We start from the raw sequence: 24,036 nt of genomic DNA, 5'->3' as shown, positions 1-24,036 counted from the left end.
TGAAGAAAAGAATTACTAAAAGAAAAAGGGGATAAGTTTAAAATGAATATTAATAAATCATTTAAGGGTATCGCAATAGCAGGGTTAAGTGTTAGTTTCATGCTAGTAGGTTGCACATTAAATACATATGGACTTACACAGTCAGAGTATAGAAAAGTAGATAAGTATTATGATGCAGATAAAATGGTATCTGACCTAAAGAAATTGCACTATAGTGATGAACAGATTGAAAATCAACTAAGAAACGCATTGTCTAGAATTGATTATGAAAAGGGAAGTAAGGAAGACGAATCAAGTAGTAAAGAAAGTAAATCAAATGTATCAGACACAGAAGGCGAAAACAAGGTAAAGGTATCTGAAGAAGATTACCCTTATCGTTTGACTGAACTACACTTAGAATTCCAGTATCATTTAAAAAAATTAGAAAAGAAAACTGATGAATTATTTACAGAAGAGGGTGTCTACATAGGTGAGGTAGATTCCTTAATTAGTCACATTAGTTTGGACATAAACCGTTTTGAAAAAATCAAACCACCTAAAAAGTATCAAGACTACCAATTTTTAATACAAGAAGGGATAGAAGAGATTAGAAAACACCTAATAAAAGTAGAAGATGCAGTTAGACAGTATGATGCTCGTAAGTATGATGGTGAATATGATAAGGATAAAGCAAAAGAAAACATACAAAACGGTATGTTTGGGATAGATGATGGTGTTTCTAAATGGGAGACAGTATTTAATGGGATAAACGAGAAATACCCTGATGTAGAGCAAAAGGTAAAGGAAGAGAACCAGAAACATGCGAAAGAGGGTCATCGTGAGGAAGATTTAAACGACAAAATTAGTGGTTCAGAAGTTGATAAATACAAAGCAGCCATCGTAGAAAATACAAATAAGATGGATGAAGTTATGAGACTGATACAAGATATAGGGCATTCAGATATAAAGGATTATGAGTCAAAGAAAAGTGAAATCCAATTGAGTTTGGATATGGCAAAAATACACGTAAGAGACATCAAATACCTTGAGGCACCTAAAGGGTTAGAAGTTGAACAAAAAAAGATAAAGCAAGCAATGGATAATTACTGGAATGCTCTGCAATTACTCTCAGAGGCATTAGAAGAACAAAATGATAATAAGTTGGAACAGGCAGAAAACAAAGCAGAACAGGCAATGAAACTATTTAAAAAAGCAACTGAGAGTATTAAAAGTAAAACTAACTAATCATGAAAAGGGACATATGGCAGTAGCCCTATTGTAAATTTACAAATAAAAAAGATAAGATCGGAGATTAGGATCTTATCTTTTTACAAAGAGAAATATATTGCAAGATATCTTATTATTCAATTTCTTGTTTCCTCTAATGCTTTTCTTTTTGGTTAAACATCTATTGCGTCATAAGCAAATATGTACACTTAATTAGCCAATAATTGTCTTATAAATTATATCAGCTAGGGTAAATGTGAATGTAACATATTATTTTTATAACTTATTTTTAAAATATATATATTAAAAAAATATATCTAATAATTCCTTGGCGTACGAAATTCTTGTTATGTTGGCAGTACCCCTTCTCAGGAATTACACTTTGAATCCCAGGAATTCCTGAGAAGGGGTTTATTATAGGTATTTGGAAATCCATATTATGTTTCTTTCTAATATAAATCTATTAATCATTATAATGCATTATAAACTTCATAAAAAAAGACACCCTAAGGTGCCTTCCTGCGACTTGAACCACTGTAATTTTAATAATATTCATTTGGACTTTCATCCAAATAATATTTTACTATATTAAGTTATATTGGTGATTGAGAAATATGAATTGAATCTATTATTTTACTTTTAAGCTCTTTTCGTATTCTTTAGCTTCATCAACATTTTTAAATGTTTTTAAATCGAATATCTTTTCTCCATCAATACATACAACTAATACTCCATCTTGAGCTTGAAGAACACTACCTACATTACCTTTTCCGAGTGAAATACTAAAGGGATTCTCTACATTTAATGATTTCTTTTTAGCAAGATAATCTTTAAATGGCATACCAATGGATAGTTCGTCTTTTAAGCCTTTAATAGTGTTACCAGAAGTAGTTGTTAGTTGTTCCTTTTTTGTAGCCTCTTCTTGCTGTTTGCGTTGCTTTTCAGCCGTCTCTTGTTCGGCCTTCTCTTTTTTCACAGTCCCTTTTTCTTCAGCTTTCTTCGCTTTCTCAGCTTCCTTTTGTGCTTCTTGCTCAGCTTTAGATTCTTTGGAAGTACTTGCTGTCTCGTTAGATGAACATGCTGATAATCCCATAAATAAAGCGAAACAAGTAAGTGTTGTTAATAGTTTTTTGTTCATAGTATGTATCCCCCAGCGTTTAAAATGTAAGATTTACCTGAACTATCATAACAAATATAATCACAACTATTTTGTCATATTATGTCGAAATGAAATAAAAAAAACACCCAAAGGCGCATTCCTCCGACTTGAACTATCCTGTATAAATGCTGTTCCGATTAATAAATTAAATTATAAAAATAATTTGTTATACTTCCATGTACCCTAGTTGGTATAATGTATAAGGCAATTATTGGTTAATTAATAACGAACATATATTAGGGAGGTATACAAGTCATGGAACTAATAATTTTTTCATTTGTATTAGTGGTAATATTCTTTATTCTTTCAATAACTTTAAGTGGTAAAGGTCAGCGAATAGCAAAAGAAGTTTTAAAAGAGCTTATTAATGGTCCTGAGGGAAAAATGTTGGTAGGTTTTTTTGGAACTTTAGCAGTTATAGGAGTAATTTTTATCATTTGGTTTTTATTGAACTAAGTATTCCAGTTACTCAGGCTAATACAAGGTGCAAGAAAATTACTGGATAATTAAAGGTACATATATAATAGGAGGTACATAAGTAATGGTATTTATAATAGTGTTATTTTTCATATTTATAATCTCTATTATTCTTTCATTATTTTCAAAAGGTGAAACTCAGCAAGAAGCAAAAGAAGTTGTAAATGACATTGTTACCGATCCTAATGGGAAAACACTCTTAATCGTTGCTGTGGTATTTGTAATCGGAGGGATATTTATTGTTGGTAGTATTGTAAATAATGGCTATGAGCAACCTTCAAATCCAAGTATGCGAGACGATCGTGATCCTTTAGGATGTGCTCATTATGGTGGCGAATGGGACACTGGCGGTCTTTTTGGAGAAGCTAAATGTGTTTATAATAAAACTGATGAATCGGATAATAGATAATATACATAAAGAAAAGGCTCCCATATAAGGGTGCCTTTTCTAATAGTTTTTTAGCAGAAGCAAGAAGCTCCAACAATAATTAATAATATGAACAATACAACTAATAAAGCAAATCCTCCTGCAAAGCCACAGCCGCCACCGCAGCTACCACCAAAGCCCATAATAATTCCTCCTTTAAAGAGTAGGAGAAAAATAAGGAGTCACTCATGTATTTTAATGGATTCAAATTACTTTATGTTTTTATGGATTAAATGAGCATGGCCTTTTGAAAATAAAAAAAAGACGCCATAAAGCGCCTTCCATTTGGGTAAATAAGAAGTAAGGTTTCCATTTTAATTGAAAAAAATAGAACAGGTGCTTAGATTCTATCACGATTTATTGCTGAATGAACATGCATTATTACATATAACCATAAATACCTCTATTTTCCATTTGGTGAAATTAATTACAAATATTAACAAAATTTAAATAAATATTTCTACAAATTCAAAATATTTACAAAAATTAGATTTGCGTTACATTTGAGTTGTAAGTTGTAAAAATATTAAAGGGGGAATTATAATATGAAAACAATGAAGAAGTTTGCAGGAATCGCTTTAGCAGGTGCAATTGGACTATGTGGATTGGATTTAATGGGCACTAATCAAGTTAGTGCAGCGGAGCCAGTTACAAATGTTAAGACTTTAAACACAGAATCAAAACAAACACAATTATTACAAAGGGAAATTTTTGATGATTCTTTTTATTTATCAGGTACAAGAAATTGGCAAAATTCATTTTGGATAGATTCCGATGATGGAAGATATCTTAATGTTTGGATGAATACTTACGGTAACCAGAACCTAGGATTTAGAGTTGTCGCTCCAAATGGTAGAGTTTTTGAATCATATTCTCAAGGTAGCAATCAACAATTCCAGCAAATTAATATTTGGGAAAACGGTGACGGATATTATCAATTTACTGCACTTTCTAACAACAATTCTTCTGGAAACGTTCAATTTAGAGCCAGAGCTTTTTAAAAACAAAATAACAAATTATTTATCTTAAAATAAAATATAGTATGGAATTAATGTTTTAACATTACCTTTTCCATAATTGACTATAGAGTTTTTATAAGAAAAGACACTCATTTTTTCGAGTGTCTTTTCTCTGACTTGAACCACTTTAATTTTAATAATATGTATTGGACTCTCATTCAAGTATTATTTTTCTCAATGAATAATTGGGGTATTTTAGGAGGTTGGAAGATCTGTTACATGCTTTTCATATGGACTTTATTTTCTATACAGAAAGTATAAAAGTTTTAGAGTTATTAGGGAATCCAAGTCGGTTATCCATTGTTTGTAAATTAATAATCGATGGTTCTTTATCGATATCTGATTTAAGTAGGAAAACAAGAATACCGGAATATATGATTGTACAACACTTACGTAAATTAAACTCTGGAAATATTGTAAGTCGTGAACGTATAGGGAAAAGACTTTATTTTAGAATAAAGGATAATAAAACAATTGAGATTATTAAGGTGTTAGGGTTATTAAATTAATTACAATTACTTTACATATAAATGATATTTAAAAGGTTTCTGTTATAGTCAACCGTGCATAAGTGCAAAATCAGATATAGCGCACCTAGGGAAATAGGTGGGTTATTTTATATTGGTGAGATTGTACTAGTATGATAGAATAAGAACAACTGTATATTGTGAGGGCGGGAGGTTGCAATCCTTTCTCTGATTCTAGAGAGAAAGGAGGTGACCGAATGGATTCTTTATTTAATTTATTGTATGACGCTGCTAAGGTATTCCTTACAGTATTTGCAACAGCTTATGCGAATGAGCTGGCGAAGAAGATTAGCAGTAAACGAAATAAAAGAACCGCCCCAAATGCCGGCAAGCGAAAGGGCGGTTCTAAACGCAAAAAATAAGTTTAAGCAACCGACCACCTTGCGGTAGCAGTTACTTGAAGAGATGTTAGCGCATCTCTTCTTTTATTATATACACAAGGTATTACTGTAATACTATTACAGTAATTATATCAAACGTACATAAAAAATCAATGAGCACGTAATAGATATAATTTACAGAAGAAAAGACACCATAAGGTGCCTTTTCCCATAGTTTTTTAGCAGAAGCAACTGCATCCAATAATGATTAATAGTATAAAGAGTACAACTAGTAAAGCAAATCCTCCAACAAAACCACAGCCTTCGCCGCAACTACCACCATATCCCATAATAATAGTGCCTCCTTTAGATCAGAGGGTAAAACTAGGGTTCATTCCATGGATCTTAATGGGTTCACTTTACCTTATGTTTTTAAGAATTAATTGAGCAGGTCCTTTTGAAAATAGAGAAAAGACACCCTAAGGTGCCTTCCTCCGACTTGAACCACTTTAATTTTAATGATATGTATTGGACTTCCATCCAAATAATATTTTACCACATTAAGAAATATTGGTTGTTGAGAAAACTGCTTCAACTCAACATTTCGTTAGGTTCTAAAGTGTCTTCGAAGGAGAAGTAATTATTAAAGAGTTTGTCGCAATCTTCTTGTAGTGATGAAATATCGTCTTCTTGTTTAGTACCAATAGTAGCTCCTTCTACTATTAATTGGGTAATATATATATGTAGCACGTTAAATCTAGATGCTAATCTGTAACGTTGTTTAATATACCCATGAAGTTTTACAGAATTTTCTTGGCTTAATTTGTAACCCTCTGAGCTATATTGTTCTAGTAATGTTTTTTGTGAACTTTCAATTGTATCTAAAGTAAATTTAGCACGATTTAATCTCATGTCGATTTTTTGCTTAAGATCTATAGAGTCTGCTAAGTTTTGAAGATTTTGCTGTTCAGTATTTAATTCATCAATTCTTTCTTGTGCAATAGTTGCTATAGAATGAGAATCTTGAATAAGTCTTTCGACTTCCTCTCTCTTCCTTTTAGCTTGGTGATGCAGAATTGATACGTAAGCAAACGCCCCTGTAATAACCAAAGCTGCTATCCCAGCCACAATCGCAATAGGTTGCCACATATTAGCAATTGAGTCATTTAAAAATGAAATTTGGTGATCTTGCATTGATATTACTTTATCCTGTAATTCTTTTGTATTTTCTAGTGATTCGATCTTCGTTTGTAACTTGCTCAATTGCTCTTTAATTTGTTCGTTAGATATTGTAAATAAAGTCAGTTTCATTGTTCCTCTCCTCGTTTGTATCATTCCACAAATAAAAGCACTCATTAGAGTGCTAATGCTTATTTCAATTTATTACGAATAGCTTTTAATACTCCATCGACGTTGTAATCAGGAATATTGCTAATCGTCCTCTTTTTTGTACCCAGCATTCTCTTTATTTCTAAGTAAATAACACCTGTATTCACATTGGATAAGCCAAATAAATTTGGAGCAATATCGAAGTCTACGTTTTTAATCTCCTTGTATTTAATTACTTCAGCTTCAGCGCCTCCGAAAAATCCGCCTTTCATCATTACGAGGTAGAGATTATGTTCCCCTACAACCATAAATCCCATTTTTGTTAATTTAGGATTAGCAACTTCAAAGCAGTAGATCGCTTCTTTAGCTTTCATAACCTTCTTTAAAGCATCGAAAGCATATTTATAATATGTGCGTTCTGTTTTCGGCAGTTCTTTTGATATTTCAACCATTTCTGCAAGTGTAACTGGGTATTCAATAATGCCAAAACGTTCATCAATTTTAGTGTATTTTGGAGTAGCCATATAATATCCCCTTTAAAAATGTAAGATTTAACCCAAGCATAACAAATCCAGTTACAACTATTTTGTCATATTTTGTCGAATGAAAATAAAAAAGAGAGCCGAAGCCCTTATTAATGTCATTTTGTCACTACACTGCATTTATTAGGTATGATTAATGTTTTTGGAGGTGACGTATGTCAAAAGAAAAAGATTTACATGGTGCGGCAGTAGACCCAAGTTTAATTGGTCCTACATTACCATCTATTCCACCATTTACATTGCCAACAGGACCGACGGGACAAACGGGACCAACAGGACCAAGTCCTACTATGAGACTTCAATTACTTTATATAGCAAATTCTGGTGTTGGTGATAACACAGTAGAAATTTATGATATTTTTAATCCGATATTTCTAGTACGCGTAGGAGAGTTCAATGGTGGGAATTTAGATATGCCTGCGGGATTAATTATTATAGGTACGACTCTTTATGTATCCAATGCTGGTGATAACACAGTAGAAATTTATAATATTTCAAATCCTACAGTACCAGTACGTGTAGGAGAATTTAATGGTGGGAATTTAAATGGACCGGCGGGTTTAAAATACATAAGAAACGAATACATTTGTGAGTTTAGCTATATCTAAAGAAGTTTTTCTCGATGGACATTTATATATTTCTTCGTGCTCCCACATAGATACAGCAGATTTACTTTTTAGTCCTAGTGCGTTAATGAATTCAGATTGGCTCATGTTAACACAACAGATTGCAGAAAACGCATCAAAGATTACATACCTAGACCAAATTCTTCAATCACAAGATACTGTAACAGTCTCACAAGTTGCAGCGGATTACGGATTATCAGCGATGAAGCTTAATAAAATCCTGAAAGAAGAAAAAGTGCAGTACAAAGTGAATAATCAATGGTTACTGTACTCCCAACACCAAAACAGAGGTTATACAAGATCGAAAACGGTTGATGTAGTGCATATGGATGGTAGAAGATCATTGAAAATGAATTCTCGTTGGAAATAAAATATTCATGAAATACTAACGAAAGGTGGAATTATTTCAGAAATGGATAGGGCGGCGATGTAAATGATGGAGGAAAGCACATTATCACTGGTAATCGTATCGTCATTAATATGTTTATTGGAATACCTGGTACACCGAATAAATAGATGTCTGGGACAAAAAATGGGATGGTAACAAGATGATTAATATGAACAAAAGAAAGTCTTGTGGATCATAAGGGATTTAAGAACTAGAGTTTTGCATAACAGCACTGATAAGGTTGAGGTATATCACTCTAGCTAATGATAAAAGCCCTACAGTGTAGGGCAAGACTAAGGGTATTGAAGAATTGTCGATTCTAAAAGTAAAGGACTTCTTGGAATGTTATAAGTTTAACATAAAATCTATTAAAACATTATATAAAGATGTTACGAAATTGTGAATAAAAAAACAAAGATAAAAATTATGAAAAAAGTTGATAATCCATAGGAGCCAAAAGGGATTATGTTTGTAATAGCGTTTTTACAGAGTGAATAAGACAAGCTCTTGCTTTTCGTAATATTCGGTAATCTAATAGGGGCTCCACCTAATAGACTGGTTCCTGAGTATTACGATGCCTGAAAGCATCAAAAAAGCCCGTACAGAAGCACAGGCCAGTTGTTACACATATCGGTAACTAAATTTTAACAGATTGTTAGGTAGTTATCTATTAAAAATGAAAAAACGCTCGATGGCAACGAGCGTTGTAGAGAAAATATTCCCTAAAATTAGCTACATATATTATAACATACGTTTTCTCTCAGTAAATAAGGAGGAATGAAATATGATTGAAAATCCAATTACTTACGGTAATCATCATGACTCATCAGCAAGAGACTTTATTGAAGAATGTGAAGGTTGCAATGGAGAAATACACTTCGGTGAAAGTTACTTAGATTTTGGTGGTGATTACTTACACGCAGAAACAGAGTGCATTACGCAATATGTAATGTCTCATTCTACAGAGAAAGTGGCAGGTGAATAAGGTGGGACTACAAACCAAAATTGAAGCTGAAATTCAAATTTTAATGAATTTGGTTGAACGATATAAGCAAAGCAAAGAGCCTAACGCTGCATCAATGGTTGTAGCTTACGAATATGGATTACAAGCACTTATGCAAGTGTATGAAGTTAGTAAACAAACGGAAATAGCACCATTTTAAAAAGGGGAAATTCATATGACAACTGAAAATTACTTTTCTAAATTAGCTTAAATAGATTGCACGGAACATGTTGAAAAGAAGGGGCGTTTTAACTACTTATCATGGGCAGTTAAAAAGTAGATCCAACAGCAATATGGGAAGTAAAACGATTTAATGGAGGGCCTTACCCCAAAACAGATTGTGGTTACTTTGTAGGGGGGGAGTTAACTGTACAAGAAAATCACTAAGTCAAAGTCATCCACTATTAAACAATCAAAACAAGCCGATTGCAGAGCGTAACAGCTTTGACATTAACACAAGTATCCAGCGGTGCTTAGTAAAAGCAATTGCAATTCACGGATTAGGTTTATAAATCTATGCGAGTGAAGATTTACTAGAAATCCAAGAGGAAATAATTAATGCTCAACAAGTTAGTGCAATTAAATTAAACATAAAAAAATTAGCTACTCGTCGAAAAGTAGATGAAGACATGATTAAAGGACAATTAAGTATTAAAGAAATTGTCGAATTGACATTAAAACAAGCAGAAGAAGTACTTAAGAAATCAACAAAGTGGGTTAAAGGCAACATAGCGGTATGCGAAAGGGCGAATGCGTGATGTTTAAGATACCTGTAAGGCGTGGGTCTATGAAGGAGATGTTAATAGCAGTTCGTGATTTAGAAAAACGAGGTTATGACTATGTAACGCCAATTAAACGAATATATAGGGCAGAAAGAACCTTTTATCATGAAGGTAAGTTCAGAGGGAGAGAAAAGGTTCGGTTTACTGGCATGGAGGACAATGTGAGTTATGAGTGTTGGATGAAGAAAGTGAACTAAATGAGCAAATTACTTATACATTAACAACCGTTAATCGTTTTATTAGGATTAATAAAACGACTGTATTAAATGAAGCGATATTTTACAACAAGTTCATTATTGGTAAATAAATTAAAGAATTTCAATGAAGGCTATAACAGTTACAATGAATGGCTTAAGCAATTTCCTTTATGGTCTTCTGCTACATTACGAAGGATAATAAACAAACTTGAGAAGCAAGGGTTACTTATAAAAAGGAATTACAACAAGTTAAAAATAGATCAAACAAAATAGTAAGGTTCAATCTACTATATTTACAACAAACCTTACAGGAGTGTGTTTAGAGGGTGCTTATGATGAACGGATTGTATCGCGGATTCTCAATAACTTCAGAACGATTACTTTCAAAGAAACAAAGTATTACAGAAGAAAGACATTATCAGTTTTAAAGGGGGAATTAAAATGTGTGCATGTAACGGAACGGGAATAATTAAGAACGATATGGGTAATGGCTGCTTTCAATTTGTACCTTGTATTTGCGAAGCAGGGAATCGCAGTCCTGAAGAAGTGGATAGAAGACGTCATGCTGTTATGGCGGAGCTAAGGGAAATTCATCAATTACAACTGGAGGGGAAATGGGATGCCACGACTTGGAACGGATTTGGAAAAGGAGAATTACATAATGGCGTTGCAACAGGAAAGGTACATGAAGAAATCGCGTCGTAACTTATATATCGCTTTAGAAGAATTAGACTTAGTGTTTGATGAAAGTGAAGTGATTCAATTAAGAAAAATGTGGGATGAGGATAAAGGTATTCTCGAAATAGCAAAAGAGCTAGGAAGGCATCAACTAGAAATCGCCGCATTAATCATGGATCAGGCAGATAAGAACAAAATCAAATCGCGCCCAATGGGGTTAGGAGCATGAAACAACTAACACTAGAGGATGTAGTCGGAAGTTTTGATTATACTGCAACAAGTAAAGCGGATAAGTTTTTGAAACGTAATAGCATTATGACGTATTCAGTAGAGTTTTACGATAAAGACGAGAAATGGAAGCTCCGTTGGTTTGACGCGAAGTCCGAGGGCGCAGCTATAGAAATGGCTAAAAAGAAATACGGGAACATACAAATCATTACCACCCATATTTCAGATAGAACTTTAGAGGAGATTATGAATTTGGATTAGGAGGCATAGCGCTATGATGATAAATAGATGGCTAGAAAAGGAAGATTATCAAGCAGCCGAGAAGAACGGCATTGGCTATAACATGTTATATCGTAGGGTGTATCAAATGGGATGGGATGTTGGTAAGGCAATTAATACACCGCCTCGGAAATATCAATTTAGGGAACAAAAGTGGTTAAGAATAGCATTAGAAAATGGGGTTAAAAAGAAAACATTTTTAACTCGTGTTTATAAAGGGATGTCACCAGAGGAAGCAGCAAAAAAGCCTGTAAAGAAATTAAGAGCAACAATGGAAGATATGGTCAATTTAGCTGAAGAGAACGGTATTTCATATAGCACATTTAGTAAAAGAGTATTAAAAGGAGGATGGAGTCCACAAAGGGCAGCAACTACACCTATAAGGAGACCTAAGAAGAAAAGTAGCTAGGAGGCAACATGGACAGGAAACAAATCTATATCGATGTTTTACTACAAAAAGGAATTTATAAAGAGGAAAAGACTGGTCGACAACTTTATGAGATGACTGAACAAGAGTTGTGGAATCTAATTAAAGGAGTGTATCAAGAATGATGGAAATACAACATGATGTTTACAAAGTGACTCAATTATTAATCAAAGCAAAGGGAGGTAATTGACACTCCCACGGCTAAAGCCACAAGCTGACTAATGTCAGTGGGATTTTTACTACCAAAGGCGAAGTCTATTTCTAGTATCGCTGACGTGCAAGATTGCGGTGTGCCATCAACACTCCCTATCCAGTGCATATAGCAGATACGGCACTCATTCTCTATTACCAAACGAGTCAGATTGTGAGTTCTCAAATGTATTTTAGCGTCTTGTGCTTGACGACTCAATACATTTTACGGAGTAGAAGAATTTGTTACTTCAACCTCCTATGTATTCTGTTTTCAGAGAACAAGATTGTTTTAGAGACTTTTATTTGCCTATTATGAAAATGATACCAATTCAAATTCTTGATGTAGAGAACGTACCTTCGTTGTTTTATTTGTACATCGCATTTGACCTCACTCTCATCCCATTCCTAAAGTGGGTGCTATCGCACCGTAGTGGGGTTTCCCGTTCGGAAAATCTATAAAAGATGTGGAGTTACCAAGATATGGAAAGTTTGGTGGTGCTGGTTTTGATTTTGTAGCAGCAGAGGACACGATTATATGGCCGGGCCATACAAAGGTTGTACAAATGGGATTAGCTTTGGAGATTCCACCGGGATATGAATTGCAGCTACGCCCGCGTAGTGGTAAGACGCGTAATTCTTGGAACTGAGGATAGTGTACTTGTTGATTACATTGAATTCCCTAAAGAGGCTAGCATGCAAGCTAATGTAATTGAAAGAGGGAATCTGGTCTTCGAATCAACCGATGGTGAAAGAAAAAAGGCTAGGATTTGCTCCTAGCAAAATTAAAGAATCAACTAAAATTAAGAACTGGTTTTTCTGTGGTTTTCGAAATTCCCTTATTAAGCTAAAAACGACACTCATTCCGAAACAAATATATAACAAAATCATTATTGTTCCTGACATACTTAACACTCCTAATATATTGATAATTTAATTATATATCGAAAAGTACGTGTGTGTAAATTTTTAACAAAAAAATTATTGGAATAAAAAAATGGCTCTTACTATTACGTAAGAACCCCATAACCGAAGAAAAAAGTCGTATGTGAAACCATGCGGGAATCACAATAATATTTTAATGTTTAAATATTCAGTTGTCTATACATCGAATTAAAAAAATATTTATTTAAACGAAGGAGCCCTAGATTTAGGGATCTAGAGCTTCTTGTGTAGGTATAATTCACACAATTTATGAAAAGAAAAGAACATAATGAAGATAACATATAAATGTTTCATAAATGTATCAAAAAAGTGAAAAAATAGTTATTTGAATAGAAAATGACAGCTGGAATATTAAGATTGTATCAGCTGTCACTTAAATAAAAATTTATTTTTATTAGTAGGTTTTTAGTTGATATTTTTACTTCTTTTAGAAGAAATTGTACCAAATATTACTCCTGACATTGCTCCGATTAAAGTCATAAAAATTGCACTCCATGCTGCAAATGACATAACTACACCTCCTAAAAATAACATATTGTAACTATTTAAAGCTATTGTTTCTTAGTCTTTTTAATAGAAATGATGATTGCAACAACTGTTAAGAAAATAAGAGGAGACCAAGAAAAGAAAGACATGTAGTATCCTCCTTTAGATATTAATTTTAAATATTGTATAAACCGATTATTACATGTTTATAAATTTAATGTGTAGAATATGTAATATTGCATATTGAATTGTAGGACGTGGGGAGATGAAGACGATAGTTGAACCAAAACACCATTTTAATAGAGAACATTTAACAGGACCCGATTAGGGGGGGACGGGTCCTGTTAATGGAACGATAGATTTTTATGGGATTACCAATATATTACCATAAAAGGTAATTAAATTCCATCAGTTGGGTGTTGAGAAAGCTTTTCATAAATGCTTTATTTTACATAACAAGGCAGCTAGCTAAAGTAGCTAATTGCTCGGTTGTACAATTTTAGATGTTTCACTGGATACAGATATATGTTGTACAAAATTTACAACTATATTATAAACAAATATTAAAATATTATATATGAAAGAAAAATAAATAAAAATTTCATTTTGTTTATTTTAAAACCAAAAAAGAGCACTTTATTAAGTGCTCTCGTGACGAGATCCATTTTGTGAAGACTACTTTATTTTATAAAGAAAGGAACACAGAATATTATATGCTTTTCTTGTTAATTGAGTTTATTTTTACAGACAAAGAGCAGCTAGCAAAAGCTAACTGCTCGGTTCTCCAAGGGGGAATAAGGAGAAAATCTAATGTCATATAAATTATTGTCAGGATATTTAGTTTTATTTACGAGAGATTATATTCCGAAATTTGGATTATGATAGTCGATATTCTCCATATTGAACAGAAAAGAACTAAAAGTTCTAGTGAAATTCCAAGGGTTCTTTTCTTAGTTTTTTGAGATTCTTTTATCAAATAGCCAACAGCACTAATTGCTATAAGAATAAAAAGAATAAGTTCTAGTGTAACTGGCATTTTATCTGCTCCTAAACAAATTATTTCGTATATAACAATTATAAGATATTTATCGATCATTAGTAGTATATATTTGAAAAAAATAATCCTTTTATCATATACAACAAGGCAGTTGTTTCCGCAACCACCTTTCAGTAAAATAAAGCACTTTTTCAGGAATAAAATATGGCTGATTCTTGAAAAGGTTATAGGGTTTAATCCCATTTTTATAATTCAAGTGACGAACTTAATTTTAAGAAAGGCATGACTACATTATATGATAGCTTGTCAATAATGCTCACGAGTAAATGAGCAGTTAGCAAAAGTTAACTGCTCTATACAAGGAGATACAAAGAAAACTATTTCAAATGATTTTTGGCATACAGCCTACATATAGTATTGACGGAAAAATTATTTTAAATCCAATTTACTTAAAGTAAACATCCCTACAGATACAATGGCTGCACCTATTGTAGAACCTATCCAATCTCTCCAACTTAATGAATTTAAAGGTATATCTGTTAGATCCATAATTAAGAAGATAGCAAACATTAATACACCAAATGCTAAGCATCCCCAAAAAGTTTGTAAAGATTTAATTATCCTCTTCCGGAATTTGTTCATATAAATCATCCTTACTAATATCTTGTATTTTTATTAAAAGTGAGGAATAACAATATGATTTAACAGCAGAAGAGATTACTGGAAAATTAAGCGCATAAGTAATCAAAAGCATCCATAACGGGTGCTTTTTTCTTTGTTATATAGAAATTACACATTAAGCATACATGTATACGCATTGTTACGATACGCTAAGGAATAGTAATAAAAATATGAGACCAATAAAACCGTATAAAAACCAAAAGAATCCTAAGACGGGAAATATTTTATGGAAATTAAGCATGGTAAACCTCCTTGGGGATATAAAGGATTATAATATATCGTTGGCCTATATAGAAGGAAAAACATAAATTGGTACATATTAAACAAGGGGTAGAATAAAATGGACATTTGGATTAAAGGATTCTATATAAATAGATAGAATCTAATTATTTAGTTCACATTTTAATCCAAGGGGTACAAATTCGATGCGACGTGAAAAGGATTTGTTGAAACAATGGAAGGCAGATTTGCAAGTTATTCAAAAAGAGAAGAGACTGAAGAAGAAGGCTAAGAAAAAGAATAAGAAATATAGCATTCCGGGTAATACAGCTGACTTCATGGATGGCAAGAATACTTATCGTAAAGAGAATGGGGTATGGAAACAAAGGAATAAATAAAGTGAGGATAAATAAGTTTGATTAAGTTTATAGCAATTATCGTAGGCGCTGCCGTAATCTGGGTGGCGTCTTGTTTGTTGTTAAGGAAAGATAAGGGGTCAGATAGACTTGCAAATTGAAATATTATTAGTCTGAAACATAGACTAGTAAACAAACCATTTCTAACTTTTAATCATAGAATATGATGAATTCAATTTTTAGAGGAGGGAATCATATCTATGGGATGGAATAATAATTTTGGACATTCTCGAGATTGTAATAGATTTTGGGATGATTTAGTATTTTGCGGATGCGGTCGTAGACGCAGAAGAAACGATTTTAACAACTGTCATTGTAGACGTGACTGCGATTGTGATGAGTGTCGTCGTAGACGTGATCATGAACGCGATCGTAATCATGATCACGGTGACCATCGAGAGTGGTAAATTCTTTTGAAGGAGTGCATATCTTAATCGCACTCTTTTTTATTATGTTTTTATCATTTTAGCCAAGAAGACTCCTTCCTCAAGGAGCGTGAAGGGTCACAGCCGAGTGAGTAGGTGGGAGATGAATTGGCTTCGAACAAGGGATGGCAGTAAGCCATCTTAATTGTTCGACTTACAGAAAGCTTTACTCCACTACCTATCGAATGTACGTTTGGTATATAATAGTCATATACTTAAATGGAGGTGAATTAAATGATAATTAATAAAGCCTTTAAGTTTCGTATCTATCCAAATCAAGCACAAGCAATTCTAATTAACAAAACGATAGGTTGTTCTCGCTTTGTATTCAATCATTTCCTATCCCTATGGGATCACGTATACAAAGAGACTGGAAAAGGCTTAACATATGGTACATGCTCTGCCAAACTTCCTGCCATGAAGAAAGAGTTTGTTTGGCTCAAAGAAGTAGATAGTATTGCGATTCAGTCGTCTGTTCGCAACCTTGCGGATGCATATACACGATTTTTCAAAAAACAAAATAGTGCCCCGCGTTTCAAATCCAAGAAGAATAACGTACAATCTTACACCACAAAACAAACAAATGAAAACATAGCCGTTGTAGGGAACAAAATAAAGTTGCCGAAACTAGGCCTTGTTCGATTTGCCAAAAGCTGCAAAGTAAAGGGACGTATTGTAAATGCGACTGTTAGACGAAACCCTTCTGGCAGATATTTTGTGTCACTATTAGTTGAAACAGAAGTACAAGAACTTCCGAAAACACATTCTTACATTGGAATAGATGTAGGACTAAAAGATTTCGCTATTTTGTCAGATGGTAAACCTTATAAAAATCCGAAGTTTTTCCGATTATTAGAAGATAAGTTGGCGAAAGCGCAGCGTGTTCTTTCTAGAAGAATGAAAGGATCTTCTCGCTGTAATAAACAACGAGTAAAAGTAGCTAGAATTCATGAATACATATCAAATGCTAGGAAAGATTACTTGCACAAAATCTCAACTGAAATCATCAAAAACCACGATGTTATCGGTATAGAGGATTTGCAAGTATCGAATATGTTAAAGAATCATAAGTTAGCAAAAGCAATTAGTGAGGTATCATGGTCACAATTTCGAACAATGTTGGAATATAAAGCAAAATGGTATGGCAAACAAGTCATTGTCGTATCGAAAACATTTCCTTCCAGCCAATTATGTTCTTGTTGTGGATATCAAAATAAAGACGTTAAAAATCTAAACCTACGTGAATGGGACTGTCCTTCTTGTCGTACACACCATGATAGGGATATTAACGCAAGTATCAATATAAAGAATGAAGCGATAAGGCTTCTAACCGCAAGGACTGCGGGGTTAGCCTAATCAATTAGAGTTCGATAGAACTCTTTACTTAGGAATCCCTCACTTCTAAACAAAGTGAAAGTGGGGGTAGTTCAATAGTACTTATTAATTCGAAGAATACAGTTTCAATTTGATTTTACATCTAACAAAACAAACGAACATAATGAACGTTATTAACGTCCTGATTAGGTCTAGCTAAATAGGATAAACCTTTTAATGTCTTAATATTTAGAAATTTGATAATAATCCCCCACATAGTAAATGGGTTACTGTGTATTGCGATGCGTGGAAGCATCAAAAAAGCCCGTACAGAAGCACGGGCCAGTTGTTACACATATCGGTAACCAAATTTTAATAAACTTTCAGAAAGTTAGCTATTGAAAAATAAAAACGCTCGATGGCAACGAGCGATGTAGAGAAAACATCCCCTAAAATTAGCTACCTATATTATACCATAGGTTTTCCCTTAGTAAATAAGGAGGAATGTGAAAAAAATCAACATAAAAGACACTCTATCATGTATAAGAGATTATCTTTTATGTTGATTAGCTACCTATTTAATATGTAATTTTTCTTTTACTTTTGAAGGTAAATCGTCTTTTTGAACTTCTTCGTAGGATTTTATCTCTCTATGATTTATCTCAGTATTGTTGTCATATTTTTGATTGACATAAAGGCGGATGAAGGCATTTTCTTTAAGAGGTTTATTTCCAGGTTTTACACTTCCAAATGTAACTGTTTTTTCTATCCCATCCTTATTATAAGTAGATAAAGTATAGAATCGTTGGTTCCCTTTTATCTCACCGTTGTTTGTTATCTGTACATAATATTGTTCGGTTCCCATTCTATTTATAGTAGGTGATCTTTCGCATCCAATAGCAAAACTAGAAAATAGTGCGAGTAATACAGATATAACTAATGATTTTTTCATATAACACTCTCCTTGTTTGTGTATATAGAAAATTATAGTAAAGAGTTTATAGCGAAAAAATTGATTTTAGTGACATTAATATTACAAAACTTTAAGGAGTAGCTCATTAAGGATTTTTAATAAAATAGTTATTGTATTGAACAAAAAAACATGCACAAAAATTGTACATGTACAGTAAAAAACTATGTCTTGTCTAAGTAAATATATGCTTGGCTTATACAAACTGTGAGTATTTTCCAGTAAATTATTTGTTTATAAACAAATATAAAGAGCGTTCTAGAGAACGCTCTTCCACCCAAACTTACAATGAAAAAGAATACATAACATTGTATGCGTTTTTTTCTCTTTGTGTAGTTTTTCAACAAAAAGAGCGCTTTTAAAGGCGCTCAATGAACAAGATTTATATAAAAAAGGTGCACAAGATATGGTATGTATGCTTCTTAATCTTGGTGCAGATTTAATACAAAATCCTTATTGTAAAGAAAAAGAGATAAGTGCAGTTTTGCTTTTTCACAATTTGGATTAATGCAGTAATGAATAAACGAATGTTCATCGTGTTGTATGAGAGGTTGATCACAAGATACACATGTATATAGTGAGAGCATTTTATATACGTCCTTACAAATTATGGATTAATTTTAACGTAGTTTTAGCTGGTTGAGGAGTAAGAAAAAATCGTTATTTAAATAAAAGAAACCCCGTTTGTCTGCGGGGTTTCTAAGGGTAATCGTCAAGTAATGACGTACTCGACTAAATAACCATATCATGAATTTTTTGGTAAAAATACTGGTAAATGTGTCCAAATAGATGAGGGCATCATTTTCAACAAAAATGCTATTTTATTAGAAAAGGGGAATGAGAAATGGGTTGTGACCATCCAAATGATGAAATGTATTACTTGCCATACATAAAACAATATTACTGTAAGGAATGTGAGTCGTTTTTAATTAAGGACGATGTTAGAGAAGATTAGAATAAAAATTTCATTTTGTATTAAGTTGGAATTTAAAAAGAGCACTTAGTAAAGTGCTCTCGTGACGAACCTCATTTTATAACGACTATTTTATAAAGAAAGGAACCCAGAATATTATATGTGCTCCAGTCAATTGAGTACCTTATACAAATAAAGAGCAGCTAGTAAAAGCTAACTGCTCATGTAAGAAAATCGGAGAAAGATAACCATGTGCCCATAGTATTTACGGAATTTTTAGTTTTATTCATGTAATTACGTTACATGTTTGGCGATATAGTCCTTTATTAGTAAAAAAGCTACAAGAAGAAACATTACGTCAATCGAGAACCAAAACATATTTTTTTGAGGTTTTTTAAACTCTGATATTATGGAAAATATTAAAAATAGGGCAACGACTATTATAATACAGAGTTTAATTATATCAGACATTTATAGCACTCCTAACATTTAATCTTTTTTATTATATAGCTATTTCCAATGTTGAGGAGTTTAAAAAGTGTTTTATGAGAATTCAACAAAATAATCCTTAAAGAAATAGTAAAATTTCACGTACCTTATGTGATATAAAAAAAACAAATTCAGAAATAGGGGATTCCTTCATGGAAAGACAATTAACATTATTACCGGCTATCGATAGAGAGACAGAAAAACAGGTTCAGAAAGAAGTAGTGAAAATACTAAAGGAATACCGCGCATTGAAAACTCGCTTTAAAAATGAAGTGAAGTTAAAACACGAAGGAATTAGTTTGTTTCCAGAGATTAGAGATACGAGACATATTACTGGCGCAGGTGCTCTCTTTTTATTGAATAAATTGGACATTTGAATAGAAAACTATCTATTCTTAAAATAACCTTAATTTAACTATGGATTTAATAATACCTGAAAACTAAGTGGTATAATTTTCTAAAGGCAATCAAATAAAGTTTATTTTAGAAAAGGGGTAGAGGGAAAATGTTTCAAAAACTTAAATTTTATTTAATGAGCATATTAATTAGTGCATTTTTAGGTGGGATTATCATAGGTGCTAATTTCTTGGTCCATAACATATATAATTTAGTTGCAGGTAAAGAATATCATTTTAATATGTGGTCTTCAATTATTATATTTAGTGTTGTATTTATTTCGGGTTTCTCGTATATGTTGAAGAAGGGACCAGATATACTTGTTAATGATTAAACCAATAGCAATTTTCGTAGGCGCTGCCGTGATCTGGGTAGCACCTTGTCTATTGTTAAGGAAAAGATAAGGGGAAAACGAAAAAGAGGACAAAAGCCCTCTTTTTAATAAATACGTAAGGTTTAAGCGCAAATTGGAATCCCTAACGCTATTAAAGTCAATGCTACTTGAAGAGAAAGCTCTAATCTAGCAATTTCGATTCCAGCGACTGAGACCACTAAAAAAGGTTGTCCATTAACGAACAAAACACAACTGTCCATGCTTACACCTCCTCTCTAGCAATCTACTATAGTATATGAATCGAATGATAATATGTAATAGTTGAATTGATGGATTTAATAGAATTGATAGATTTGCCCTGTTTTACAAAACAAACGAACACAACGAACGAAAAAATACCTGAGACTATTGCCCCAGGCAAGCCTGTACGATTAGTAAAAGTAATTCTACTAATGTACTGCAATGGATACTGATTTTGAGTTTGAATTGAATTTCTATTTTCATAGTAAAACCTCCCTAAAGTGTTGTTCATATATAAAGTAGCGATAGGGTACTATTCAAATAAAAATACAGATAGTTAACAATGTGATGTTTATGCAGGGAATAAAGGTGATTAGGTGCTGAAAATGGTAGTTTTAAGCAAATATATAAAAATATGTATATTTGATAATTTTTAATAGCCGAGAAACACAGTGTTATCAACGATTTACCGAACATACAACTTCCTATAGGAATAATTATGAATATTATTTTATTTCCCATGCATACATCAAATTTGATGTGGATTTATTAAAATAAGATTCTTCTCATTGAAAAAAGGATGAAACTTTTTAAAAGTAGCTATTTTTATTTTGTATAATAAATTTAAGGCGGATTGAAAGGGGATGTTAAAATGAGAAAGATTGATGAGTCGAAAAGGCCGTTTTTTGAAACGCATGGAGAAAGCGGGACAACTTACTTTGTACATGGTTATGCGGTAGGAATAAAACAAAAAATTTACTTTGGAGAATTTAATTCATTAAAAGAAGCTAGACAATTTATTTACCGTTATGTTTACAGAAATGAGGAATAGTTTAACAAAAATGGCGATGTAAATGAATACAATAACAAAACATCAAGACCAGATGCGGAAGATGATTGGCATGAAGATGTTATTAAGAAAGAGTATAATAAATACTCTGATTTTAAAGATTGGAATAAATAAAAGTAGCAAATCCGCTGCTTTTTATTTTATACAGAATTTACTTTAAACATTTCTTATAACTAAGAATAATTATGTAAATATGAGAAACAGATTTGATTCTTGGAATGAGGGGAACGATGTGGATATAACTCAAAGTATGGCAAGAATAGTTGTTAATGGGATAAATCTTCCGTTTACTTCAGTTAGAACAACTGCATGGATTAATGGGCCTGCAAATGATTTAATTGTTACGACTAGGCAAAGAGTGAATGAGCTTTATCGTTTTATGTGGTCTCAGGTGCCAGTCACGCTAACAATGTATTTCATTCAGGGGGCGGACATAGTGAGATTTGCTAGAGTTGCAGGAGCTGATGAAAGGATAACGGGAGAATATATATATCATTTTATTTGGTGATAAGACAAACTTTAAGTAGCTTAACAGCTGCTTTTTTATTTTATAAAAAAAGAACCTGCAAACCTGCAGATTCTCCTGATAATGATTTATGGAGCAAGACCCGAAAATATAATACAATAATTCGAAAATGAGTTCAAGTAAATTAAAAGAACCCGTTGGAGTTCGGGTCCTTTCAGAAGTGATGATGTTTTCTCGGCTTAGGTACTGAGAAAATACAAAAACATAATACATCGAGATTCATAGAATTCCAAGACTAAATTAGGGATTTTTATAGGGAGGAATTGGACAAATGAAACTAAATAAACAAGAATAAACAGTTGTTGTTGGTCATTTAATCAACAATGTTATCGATTTGGAATTAGTAAAGCAGCACATCGATCCACAGAAATTAGAAAAGGCTGTATTACATAATGAGATGAATGATGATTTGATATCAAAACAGTCTCGAGGGGCTCTTATTAGAGTACTGGATAAAGCAATTGATGAGTTTTTAAAAGTTTAAATAAAATACTAATAGAGATTATCGTGAGGTGGTGGTCGTGGCACGACAACGTAGCCCAGACAGGGATAAAGCATTTGAAATATACAAAGCAAGTAAAGATGAGAAACCACTTATTAATATTGCAGCTGAGTTAAACCTTAAGCCTTCGCAAATCGGAAAGTGGAAATCACAAGATAAATAGCAAATGAATGGTAACATTACTATTGCAAAAAGGAGCATTGTAGGAACCGGTTCAGGGATTACAATGGTTCCTGAGAGTACTAGGCATCATGAAGGTTACAATTCTGTCAAAATTACAGCTACAGGCCAAACTGCTAGTAAGTGGTCTGGTATCATGCAGCGTGTCCCGGCCTGCTTTTTTTATTTTTAAAATATTACATATTATCAGGGTTTTATTTAAATTTATAAATATGTATATATTCATATTTATAGAAGGTAAAATATGGTACCATATGGGTAGTAACTAATATTTGATAGGAGTGGGAAAAATGATTAACATTAAAAAACTAGCTTCTTCTTTACTTGTAAGCGCTTTATTTGTTGTCCCTACAAGTGCAAGTGCAGCGGGCGTGTATGGCGTAGTAACTAATAAGTGGGATGCCAATAGTAGCACTATTCAAAACGCAGTACTGATTAATGACAACAAAATTTATGCTGTAAGTTCCAATGATTATGCTTTTCTTAGTACTGAAAATGGTCAAACAGAACCAAATACAATAGGAAAAGTTAGTCCTAGTTTTCCTACCAAAGGTATGGTGAAAATAGATAATAATAGAATTTTCATTGCTGGTATGCAAGGGAAATGGAAAGTTGTAGGAACAAATGGAAAAGATGTAGAGAAAGGGAAATTATCAGATCCACGTACTCCAAGATTTGTTAAAAAATTATTGAATGGAAAAATTTTGTTAGTGCATAATGATGGATATTATACACTTCTAGATACAACTTCGAAAGTGAAAGTGGCTAGAACAGGCAAGTGGCAAAATAACTGGAATATTAACGATACAGTTGAGTTTACGAATGGAAAACTTTTAATGGTAGGGGATAAAGGGAACTATCAAGTCATGTCAACTAACGATGGTAAAGTTATTGAATCAGGAGATTGGGGATTCCCTAAACATGGTATCCAATCTATTGACCAACTTACTGATGGAAAAATGTTGGCTGTAGGAGAAGGTTCAAATATCATTCTTTTTGATAAAGATGGTAAAAAGATTGATGACTCTGGAACAGTACTATCCGATAAACCAAATAAGAAGTATAAGTGGGATAAAGTAGTAGCTCTTGAAGAACAGCATGCATTAGTAATTAGTTCATCTGGTGACATTTTATTGGTTCATGTGGACGATACAAATAATATTTCAATTAAAGCGCAAACAAAAATAAATAACTATGCTCCTGATAAATCTATATTTAAAGTTAAAAATGATAGAGTGTTTGTTACGCTTACTGGAGGTAGATTTATAATTTTCCAAATAGATTTAGATTCATAAAATCATAAACGTATGTCGTAGAAATGTATAAATTCGGATATAAGTTAGACTAACA

The 24,036-nt window shown here is 32.7% G+C and carries 30 protein-coding genes and 9 pseudogenes; 28 read left to right on the top strand and 11 right to left on the bottom strand.

Going from position 1 to position 24,036, the window contains the following annotated elements:
- Positions 1-42 precede the first annotated feature (42 nt).
- Complete coding sequence (locus tag ACTFR3_RS25380) at positions 43-1,224, top strand: DUF7018 domain-containing (lipo)protein (protein ID WP_048538499.1); 1,182 nt, start codon at positions 43-45, stop codon at positions 1,222-1,224.
- A gap of 610 nt (positions 1,225-1,834) precedes the next feature.
- Here the strand turns inward: ACTFR3_RS25380 and ACTFR3_RS25375 are convergent.
- Positions 1,835-2,344 carry a hypothetical protein gene (locus tag ACTFR3_RS25375; protein ID WP_440044941.1) on the bottom strand — a complete coding sequence of 170 codons (510 nt, stop codon included), beginning with the start codon at positions 2,342-2,344 and terminating at the stop codon, positions 1,835-1,837.
- A gap of 276 nt (positions 2,345-2,620) precedes the next feature.
- Between ACTFR3_RS25375 and ACTFR3_RS25370 the strand changes: the two genes are divergently transcribed.
- Complete coding sequence (locus ACTFR3_RS25370) at positions 2,621-2,821, top strand: hypothetical protein (protein WP_000420155.1); 201 nt, start codon at positions 2,621-2,623, stop codon at positions 2,819-2,821.
- A gap of 85 nt (positions 2,822-2,906) precedes the next feature.
- Positions 2,907-3,251, top strand: coding sequence for a hypothetical protein (locus tag ACTFR3_RS25365; RefSeq protein ID WP_440044940.1), 345 nt, complete (start codon positions 2,907-2,909; stop codon positions 3,249-3,251).
- Positions 3,252-3,301: 50 nt separating this feature from the next.
- Here ACTFR3_RS25365 and ACTFR3_RS25360 read toward each other — a convergent pair whose 3' ends face one another.
- Positions 3,302-3,412 (bottom strand): YjcZ family sporulation protein, encoded by a 111-nt coding sequence (locus ACTFR3_RS25360; protein ID WP_000505681.1) that lies wholly within the window; start codon positions 3,410-3,412, stop codon positions 3,302-3,304.
- 402 nt (positions 3,413-3,814) lie between these two features.
- On the opposite strand from ACTFR3_RS25360, the gene ACTFR3_RS25355 reads away from it, so the two are divergent.
- From ACTFR3_RS25355 to ACTFR3_RS25345, 3 genes are all read left to right on the top strand, one after another.
- The gene (locus ACTFR3_RS25355) at positions 3,815-4,270 is read left to right on the top strand and encodes a hypothetical protein (protein WP_440044939.1); all 456 of its coding nucleotides are present in this window, start codon (positions 3,815-3,817) and stop codon (positions 4,268-4,270) included.
- Between the two features lie 248 nt (positions 4,271-4,518).
- A complete protein-coding gene (locus tag ACTFR3_RS25350) occupies positions 4,519-4,797 on the top strand; it encodes an ArsR/SmtB family transcription factor (protein ID WP_322368735.1) in 279 nt (92 codons plus the stop codon).
- Positions 4,798-5,012: 215 nt separating this feature from the next.
- The gene (locus ACTFR3_RS25345; protein ID WP_000377658.1) at positions 5,013-5,177 is read left to right on the top strand and encodes a hypothetical protein; all 165 of its coding nucleotides are present in this window, start codon (positions 5,013-5,015) and stop codon (positions 5,175-5,177) included.
- A gap of 197 nt (positions 5,178-5,374) precedes the next feature.
- On the opposite strand, the gene ACTFR3_RS25340 is transcribed toward ACTFR3_RS25345, so the two are convergent.
- The 3 genes from ACTFR3_RS25340 to ACTFR3_RS25330 all read right to left on the bottom strand — a co-directional run bounded on the left by ACTFR3_RS25340 (position 5,375) and on the right by ACTFR3_RS25330 (position 6,988).
- The gene (locus ACTFR3_RS25340) at positions 5,375-5,485 is read right to left on the bottom strand and encodes a YjcZ family sporulation protein (protein ID WP_088325598.1); all 111 of its coding nucleotides are present in this window, start codon (positions 5,483-5,485) and stop codon (positions 5,375-5,377) included.
- Positions 5,486-5,726: 241 nt separating this feature from the next.
- Complete coding sequence (locus ACTFR3_RS25335; RefSeq protein WP_238601940.1) at positions 5,727-6,446, bottom strand: hypothetical protein; 720 nt, start codon at positions 6,444-6,446, stop codon at positions 5,727-5,729.
- Between the two features lie 59 nt (positions 6,447-6,505).
- On the bottom strand, positions 6,506-6,988 hold the full coding sequence (locus tag ACTFR3_RS25330; protein ID WP_440044938.1) for a PH domain-containing protein: 483 nt from the start codon (positions 6,986-6,988) through the stop codon (positions 6,506-6,508).
- Between the two features lie 230 nt (positions 6,989-7,218).
- Between ACTFR3_RS25330 and ACTFR3_RS25325 the strand changes: the two are divergent.
- Positions 7,219-7,614, top strand: a pseudogene (locus tag ACTFR3_RS25325) (hypothetical protein); the annotation flags it as partial.
- Here the strand turns inward: ACTFR3_RS25325 and ACTFR3_RS25320 are convergent.
- A pseudogene (locus tag ACTFR3_RS25320) lies at positions 7,573-7,719 on the bottom strand (XRE family transcriptional regulator); the annotation flags it as partial. The pseudogenes ACTFR3_RS25325 and ACTFR3_RS25320 sit on opposite strands and share 42 nt — an antisense overlap.
- Between ACTFR3_RS25320 and ACTFR3_RS25315 the strand changes: the two are divergent.
- The 12 genes and pseudogenes from ACTFR3_RS25315 to ACTFR3_RS25260 all read left to right on the top strand — a co-directional run.
- A pseudogene (locus ACTFR3_RS25315) lies at positions 7,715-8,065 on the top strand (phage antirepressor KilAC domain-containing protein); the annotation flags it as partial. The pseudogenes ACTFR3_RS25320 and ACTFR3_RS25315 sit on opposite strands and share 5 nt — an antisense overlap.
- A 739-nt stretch (positions 8,066-8,804) precedes the next feature.
- Complete coding sequence (locus tag ACTFR3_RS25310) at positions 8,805-9,005, top strand: hypothetical protein (RefSeq protein WP_440044937.1); 201 nt, start codon at positions 8,805-8,807, stop codon at positions 9,003-9,005.
- A 1-nt stretch (position 9,006) separates the two neighbouring features.
- Entirely contained in the window at positions 9,007-9,183 is a 177-nt protein-coding gene (locus ACTFR3_RS25305; RefSeq protein WP_440044936.1) for a hypothetical protein, read from the top strand.
- A 51-nt stretch (positions 9,184-9,234) separates the two neighbouring features.
- Positions 9,235-9,781 (top strand): annotated as a pseudogene (locus tag ACTFR3_RS25300) (Sak single strand annealing protein).
- Positions 9,781-10,002, top strand: coding sequence for a hypothetical protein (locus tag ACTFR3_RS25295; RefSeq protein ID WP_000472844.1), 222 nt, complete (start codon positions 9,781-9,783; stop codon positions 10,000-10,002). The pseudogene ACTFR3_RS25300 and the gene ACTFR3_RS25295 overlap by 1 nt, the downstream one beginning before the upstream one ends.
- Before the next feature lie 280 nt (positions 10,003-10,282).
- A pseudogene (locus ACTFR3_RS25290) lies at positions 10,283-10,471 on the top strand (hypothetical protein); the annotation flags it as partial.
- Positions 10,444-10,707 (top strand): hypothetical protein, encoded by a 264-nt coding sequence (locus ACTFR3_RS25285; RefSeq protein WP_000332347.1) that lies wholly within the window; start codon positions 10,444-10,446, stop codon positions 10,705-10,707. The pseudogene ACTFR3_RS25290 and the gene ACTFR3_RS25285, both read left to right, overlap by 28 nt.
- Positions 10,622-10,909, top strand: coding sequence for a hypothetical protein (locus ACTFR3_RS25280; RefSeq protein ID WP_031313036.1), 288 nt, complete (start codon positions 10,622-10,624; stop codon positions 10,907-10,909). The genes ACTFR3_RS25285 and ACTFR3_RS25280 overlap by 86 nt, the downstream gene beginning before the upstream one ends.
- Complete coding sequence (locus tag ACTFR3_RS25275) at positions 10,906-11,169, top strand: hypothetical protein (protein ID WP_440044935.1); 264 nt, start codon at positions 10,906-10,908, stop codon at positions 11,167-11,169. The genes ACTFR3_RS25280 and ACTFR3_RS25275 overlap by 4 nt, the downstream gene beginning before the upstream one ends.
- A 13-nt stretch (positions 11,170-11,182) precedes the next feature.
- On the top strand, positions 11,183-11,596 hold the full coding sequence (locus tag ACTFR3_RS25270; protein ID WP_000973344.1) for a hypothetical protein: 414 nt from the start codon (positions 11,183-11,185) through the stop codon (positions 11,594-11,596).
- 8 nt (positions 11,597-11,604) lie between these two features.
- On the top strand, positions 11,605-11,739 hold the full coding sequence (locus tag ACTFR3_RS25265; RefSeq protein ID WP_000375383.1) for a Fur-regulated basic protein FbpA: 135 nt from the start codon (positions 11,605-11,607) through the stop codon (positions 11,737-11,739).
- A 522-nt stretch (positions 11,740-12,261) separates the two neighbouring features.
- Positions 12,262-12,535 (top strand): annotated as a pseudogene (locus ACTFR3_RS25260) (dUTP diphosphatase); the annotation flags it as partial.
- 6 nt (positions 12,536-12,541) lie between these two features.
- On the opposite strand, the gene ACTFR3_RS25255 reads toward ACTFR3_RS25260, so the two are convergent.
- The 3 genes from ACTFR3_RS25255 to ACTFR3_RS25245 form a co-directional block, all read right to left on the bottom strand.
- On the bottom strand, positions 12,542-12,709 hold the full coding sequence (locus tag ACTFR3_RS25255; RefSeq protein ID WP_440044934.1) for a hypothetical protein: 168 nt from the start codon (positions 12,707-12,709) through the stop codon (positions 12,542-12,544).
- Positions 12,710-14,081: 1,372 nt separating this feature from the next.
- Positions 14,082-14,270 carry a hypothetical protein gene (locus ACTFR3_RS25250; protein ID WP_071732347.1) on the bottom strand — a complete coding sequence of 63 codons (189 nt, stop codon included), beginning with the start codon at positions 14,268-14,270 and terminating at the stop codon, positions 14,082-14,084.
- A gap of 390 nt (positions 14,271-14,660) precedes the next feature.
- On the bottom strand, positions 14,661-14,873 hold the full coding sequence (locus ACTFR3_RS25245) for a hypothetical protein (RefSeq protein WP_440044933.1): 213 nt from the start codon (positions 14,871-14,873) through the stop codon (positions 14,661-14,663).
- A 464-nt stretch (positions 14,874-15,337) separates the two neighbouring features.
- Here ACTFR3_RS25245 and ACTFR3_RS25240 point away from each other — a divergent pair, with 464 nt between their 5' ends.
- The 3 genes from ACTFR3_RS25240 to tnpB all read left to right on the top strand — a co-directional run bounded on the left by ACTFR3_RS25240 (position 15,338) and on the right by tnpB (position 17,328).
- A complete protein-coding gene (locus ACTFR3_RS25240; protein WP_001250605.1) occupies positions 15,338-15,529 on the top strand; it encodes a hypothetical protein in 192 nt (63 codons plus the stop codon).
- Between the two features lie 218 nt (positions 15,530-15,747).
- Positions 15,748-15,954: a hypothetical protein gene (locus ACTFR3_RS25235; RefSeq protein WP_002094308.1), complete on the top strand. Its 207-nt coding sequence runs from the start codon at positions 15,748-15,750 to the stop codon at positions 15,952-15,954.
- 252 nt (positions 15,955-16,206) lie between these two features.
- A complete protein-coding gene (tnpB, locus tag ACTFR3_RS25230; protein WP_048538493.1) occupies positions 16,207-17,328 on the top strand; it encodes an IS200/IS605 family element RNA-guided endonuclease TnpB in 1,122 nt (373 codons plus the stop codon).
- A gap of 532 nt (positions 17,329-17,860) precedes the next feature.
- Here the strand turns inward: tnpB and ACTFR3_RS25225 are convergent.
- Complete coding sequence (locus ACTFR3_RS25225) at positions 17,861-18,238, bottom strand: YxeA family protein (RefSeq protein WP_017656456.1); 378 nt, start codon at positions 18,236-18,238, stop codon at positions 17,861-17,863.
- A gap of 1,572 nt (positions 18,239-19,810) precedes the next feature.
- On the opposite strand from ACTFR3_RS25225, the pseudogene ACTFR3_RS25220 reads away from it, so the two are divergent.
- Positions 19,811-19,993 (top strand): annotated as a pseudogene (locus ACTFR3_RS25220) (hypothetical protein); the annotation flags it as partial.
- 170 nt (positions 19,994-20,163) lie between these two features.
- The gene (locus ACTFR3_RS25215; RefSeq protein WP_017656451.1) at positions 20,164-20,388 is read left to right on the top strand and encodes a hypothetical protein; all 225 of its coding nucleotides are present in this window, start codon (positions 20,164-20,166) and stop codon (positions 20,386-20,388) included.
- Between the two features lie 122 nt (positions 20,389-20,510).
- On the opposite strand, the gene ACTFR3_RS25210 is transcribed toward ACTFR3_RS25215, so the two are convergent.
- Positions 20,511-20,648, bottom strand: coding sequence for a DUF3956 domain-containing protein (locus ACTFR3_RS25210; protein ID WP_000376551.1), 138 nt, complete (start codon positions 20,646-20,648; stop codon positions 20,511-20,513).
- Positions 20,649-21,280: 632 nt separating this feature from the next.
- On the opposite strand from ACTFR3_RS25210, the pseudogene ACTFR3_RS25205 reads away from it, so the two are divergent.
- The 4 genes and pseudogenes from ACTFR3_RS25205 (at position 21,281) to ACTFR3_RS25190 (ending at position 23,981) form a co-directional block, all read left to right on the top strand.
- A pseudogene (locus tag ACTFR3_RS25205) lies at positions 21,281-21,592 on the top strand (hypothetical protein).
- 118 nt (positions 21,593-21,710) lie between these two features.
- Positions 21,711-21,986, top strand: coding sequence for a hypothetical protein (locus tag ACTFR3_RS25200; RefSeq protein WP_017656448.1), 276 nt, complete (start codon positions 21,711-21,713; stop codon positions 21,984-21,986).
- Positions 21,987-22,525: 539 nt separating this feature from the next.
- Positions 22,526-22,666 (top strand): annotated as a pseudogene (locus ACTFR3_RS25195) (phage terminase small subunit-related protein); the annotation flags it as partial.
- 310 nt (positions 22,667-22,976) lie between these two features.
- Positions 22,977-23,981, top strand: a complete 1,005-nt coding sequence (locus ACTFR3_RS25190) for a hypothetical protein (RefSeq protein ID WP_440044932.1) — start codon at positions 22,977-22,979, stop codon at positions 23,979-23,981.
- Positions 23,982-24,036: the final 55 nt, after the last annotated feature.

The organism is Bacillus cereus group sp. MYBK14-1 (assembly GCF_051916885.1).
Taxonomy (GTDB): domain Bacteria; phylum Bacillota; class Bacilli; order Bacillales; family Bacillaceae_G; genus Bacillus_A; species Bacillus_A cereus.
The sequence above is the reverse complement of the archived record's forward strand: the minus strand, read 5'-3'. Positions and strand labels throughout refer to the sequence as shown.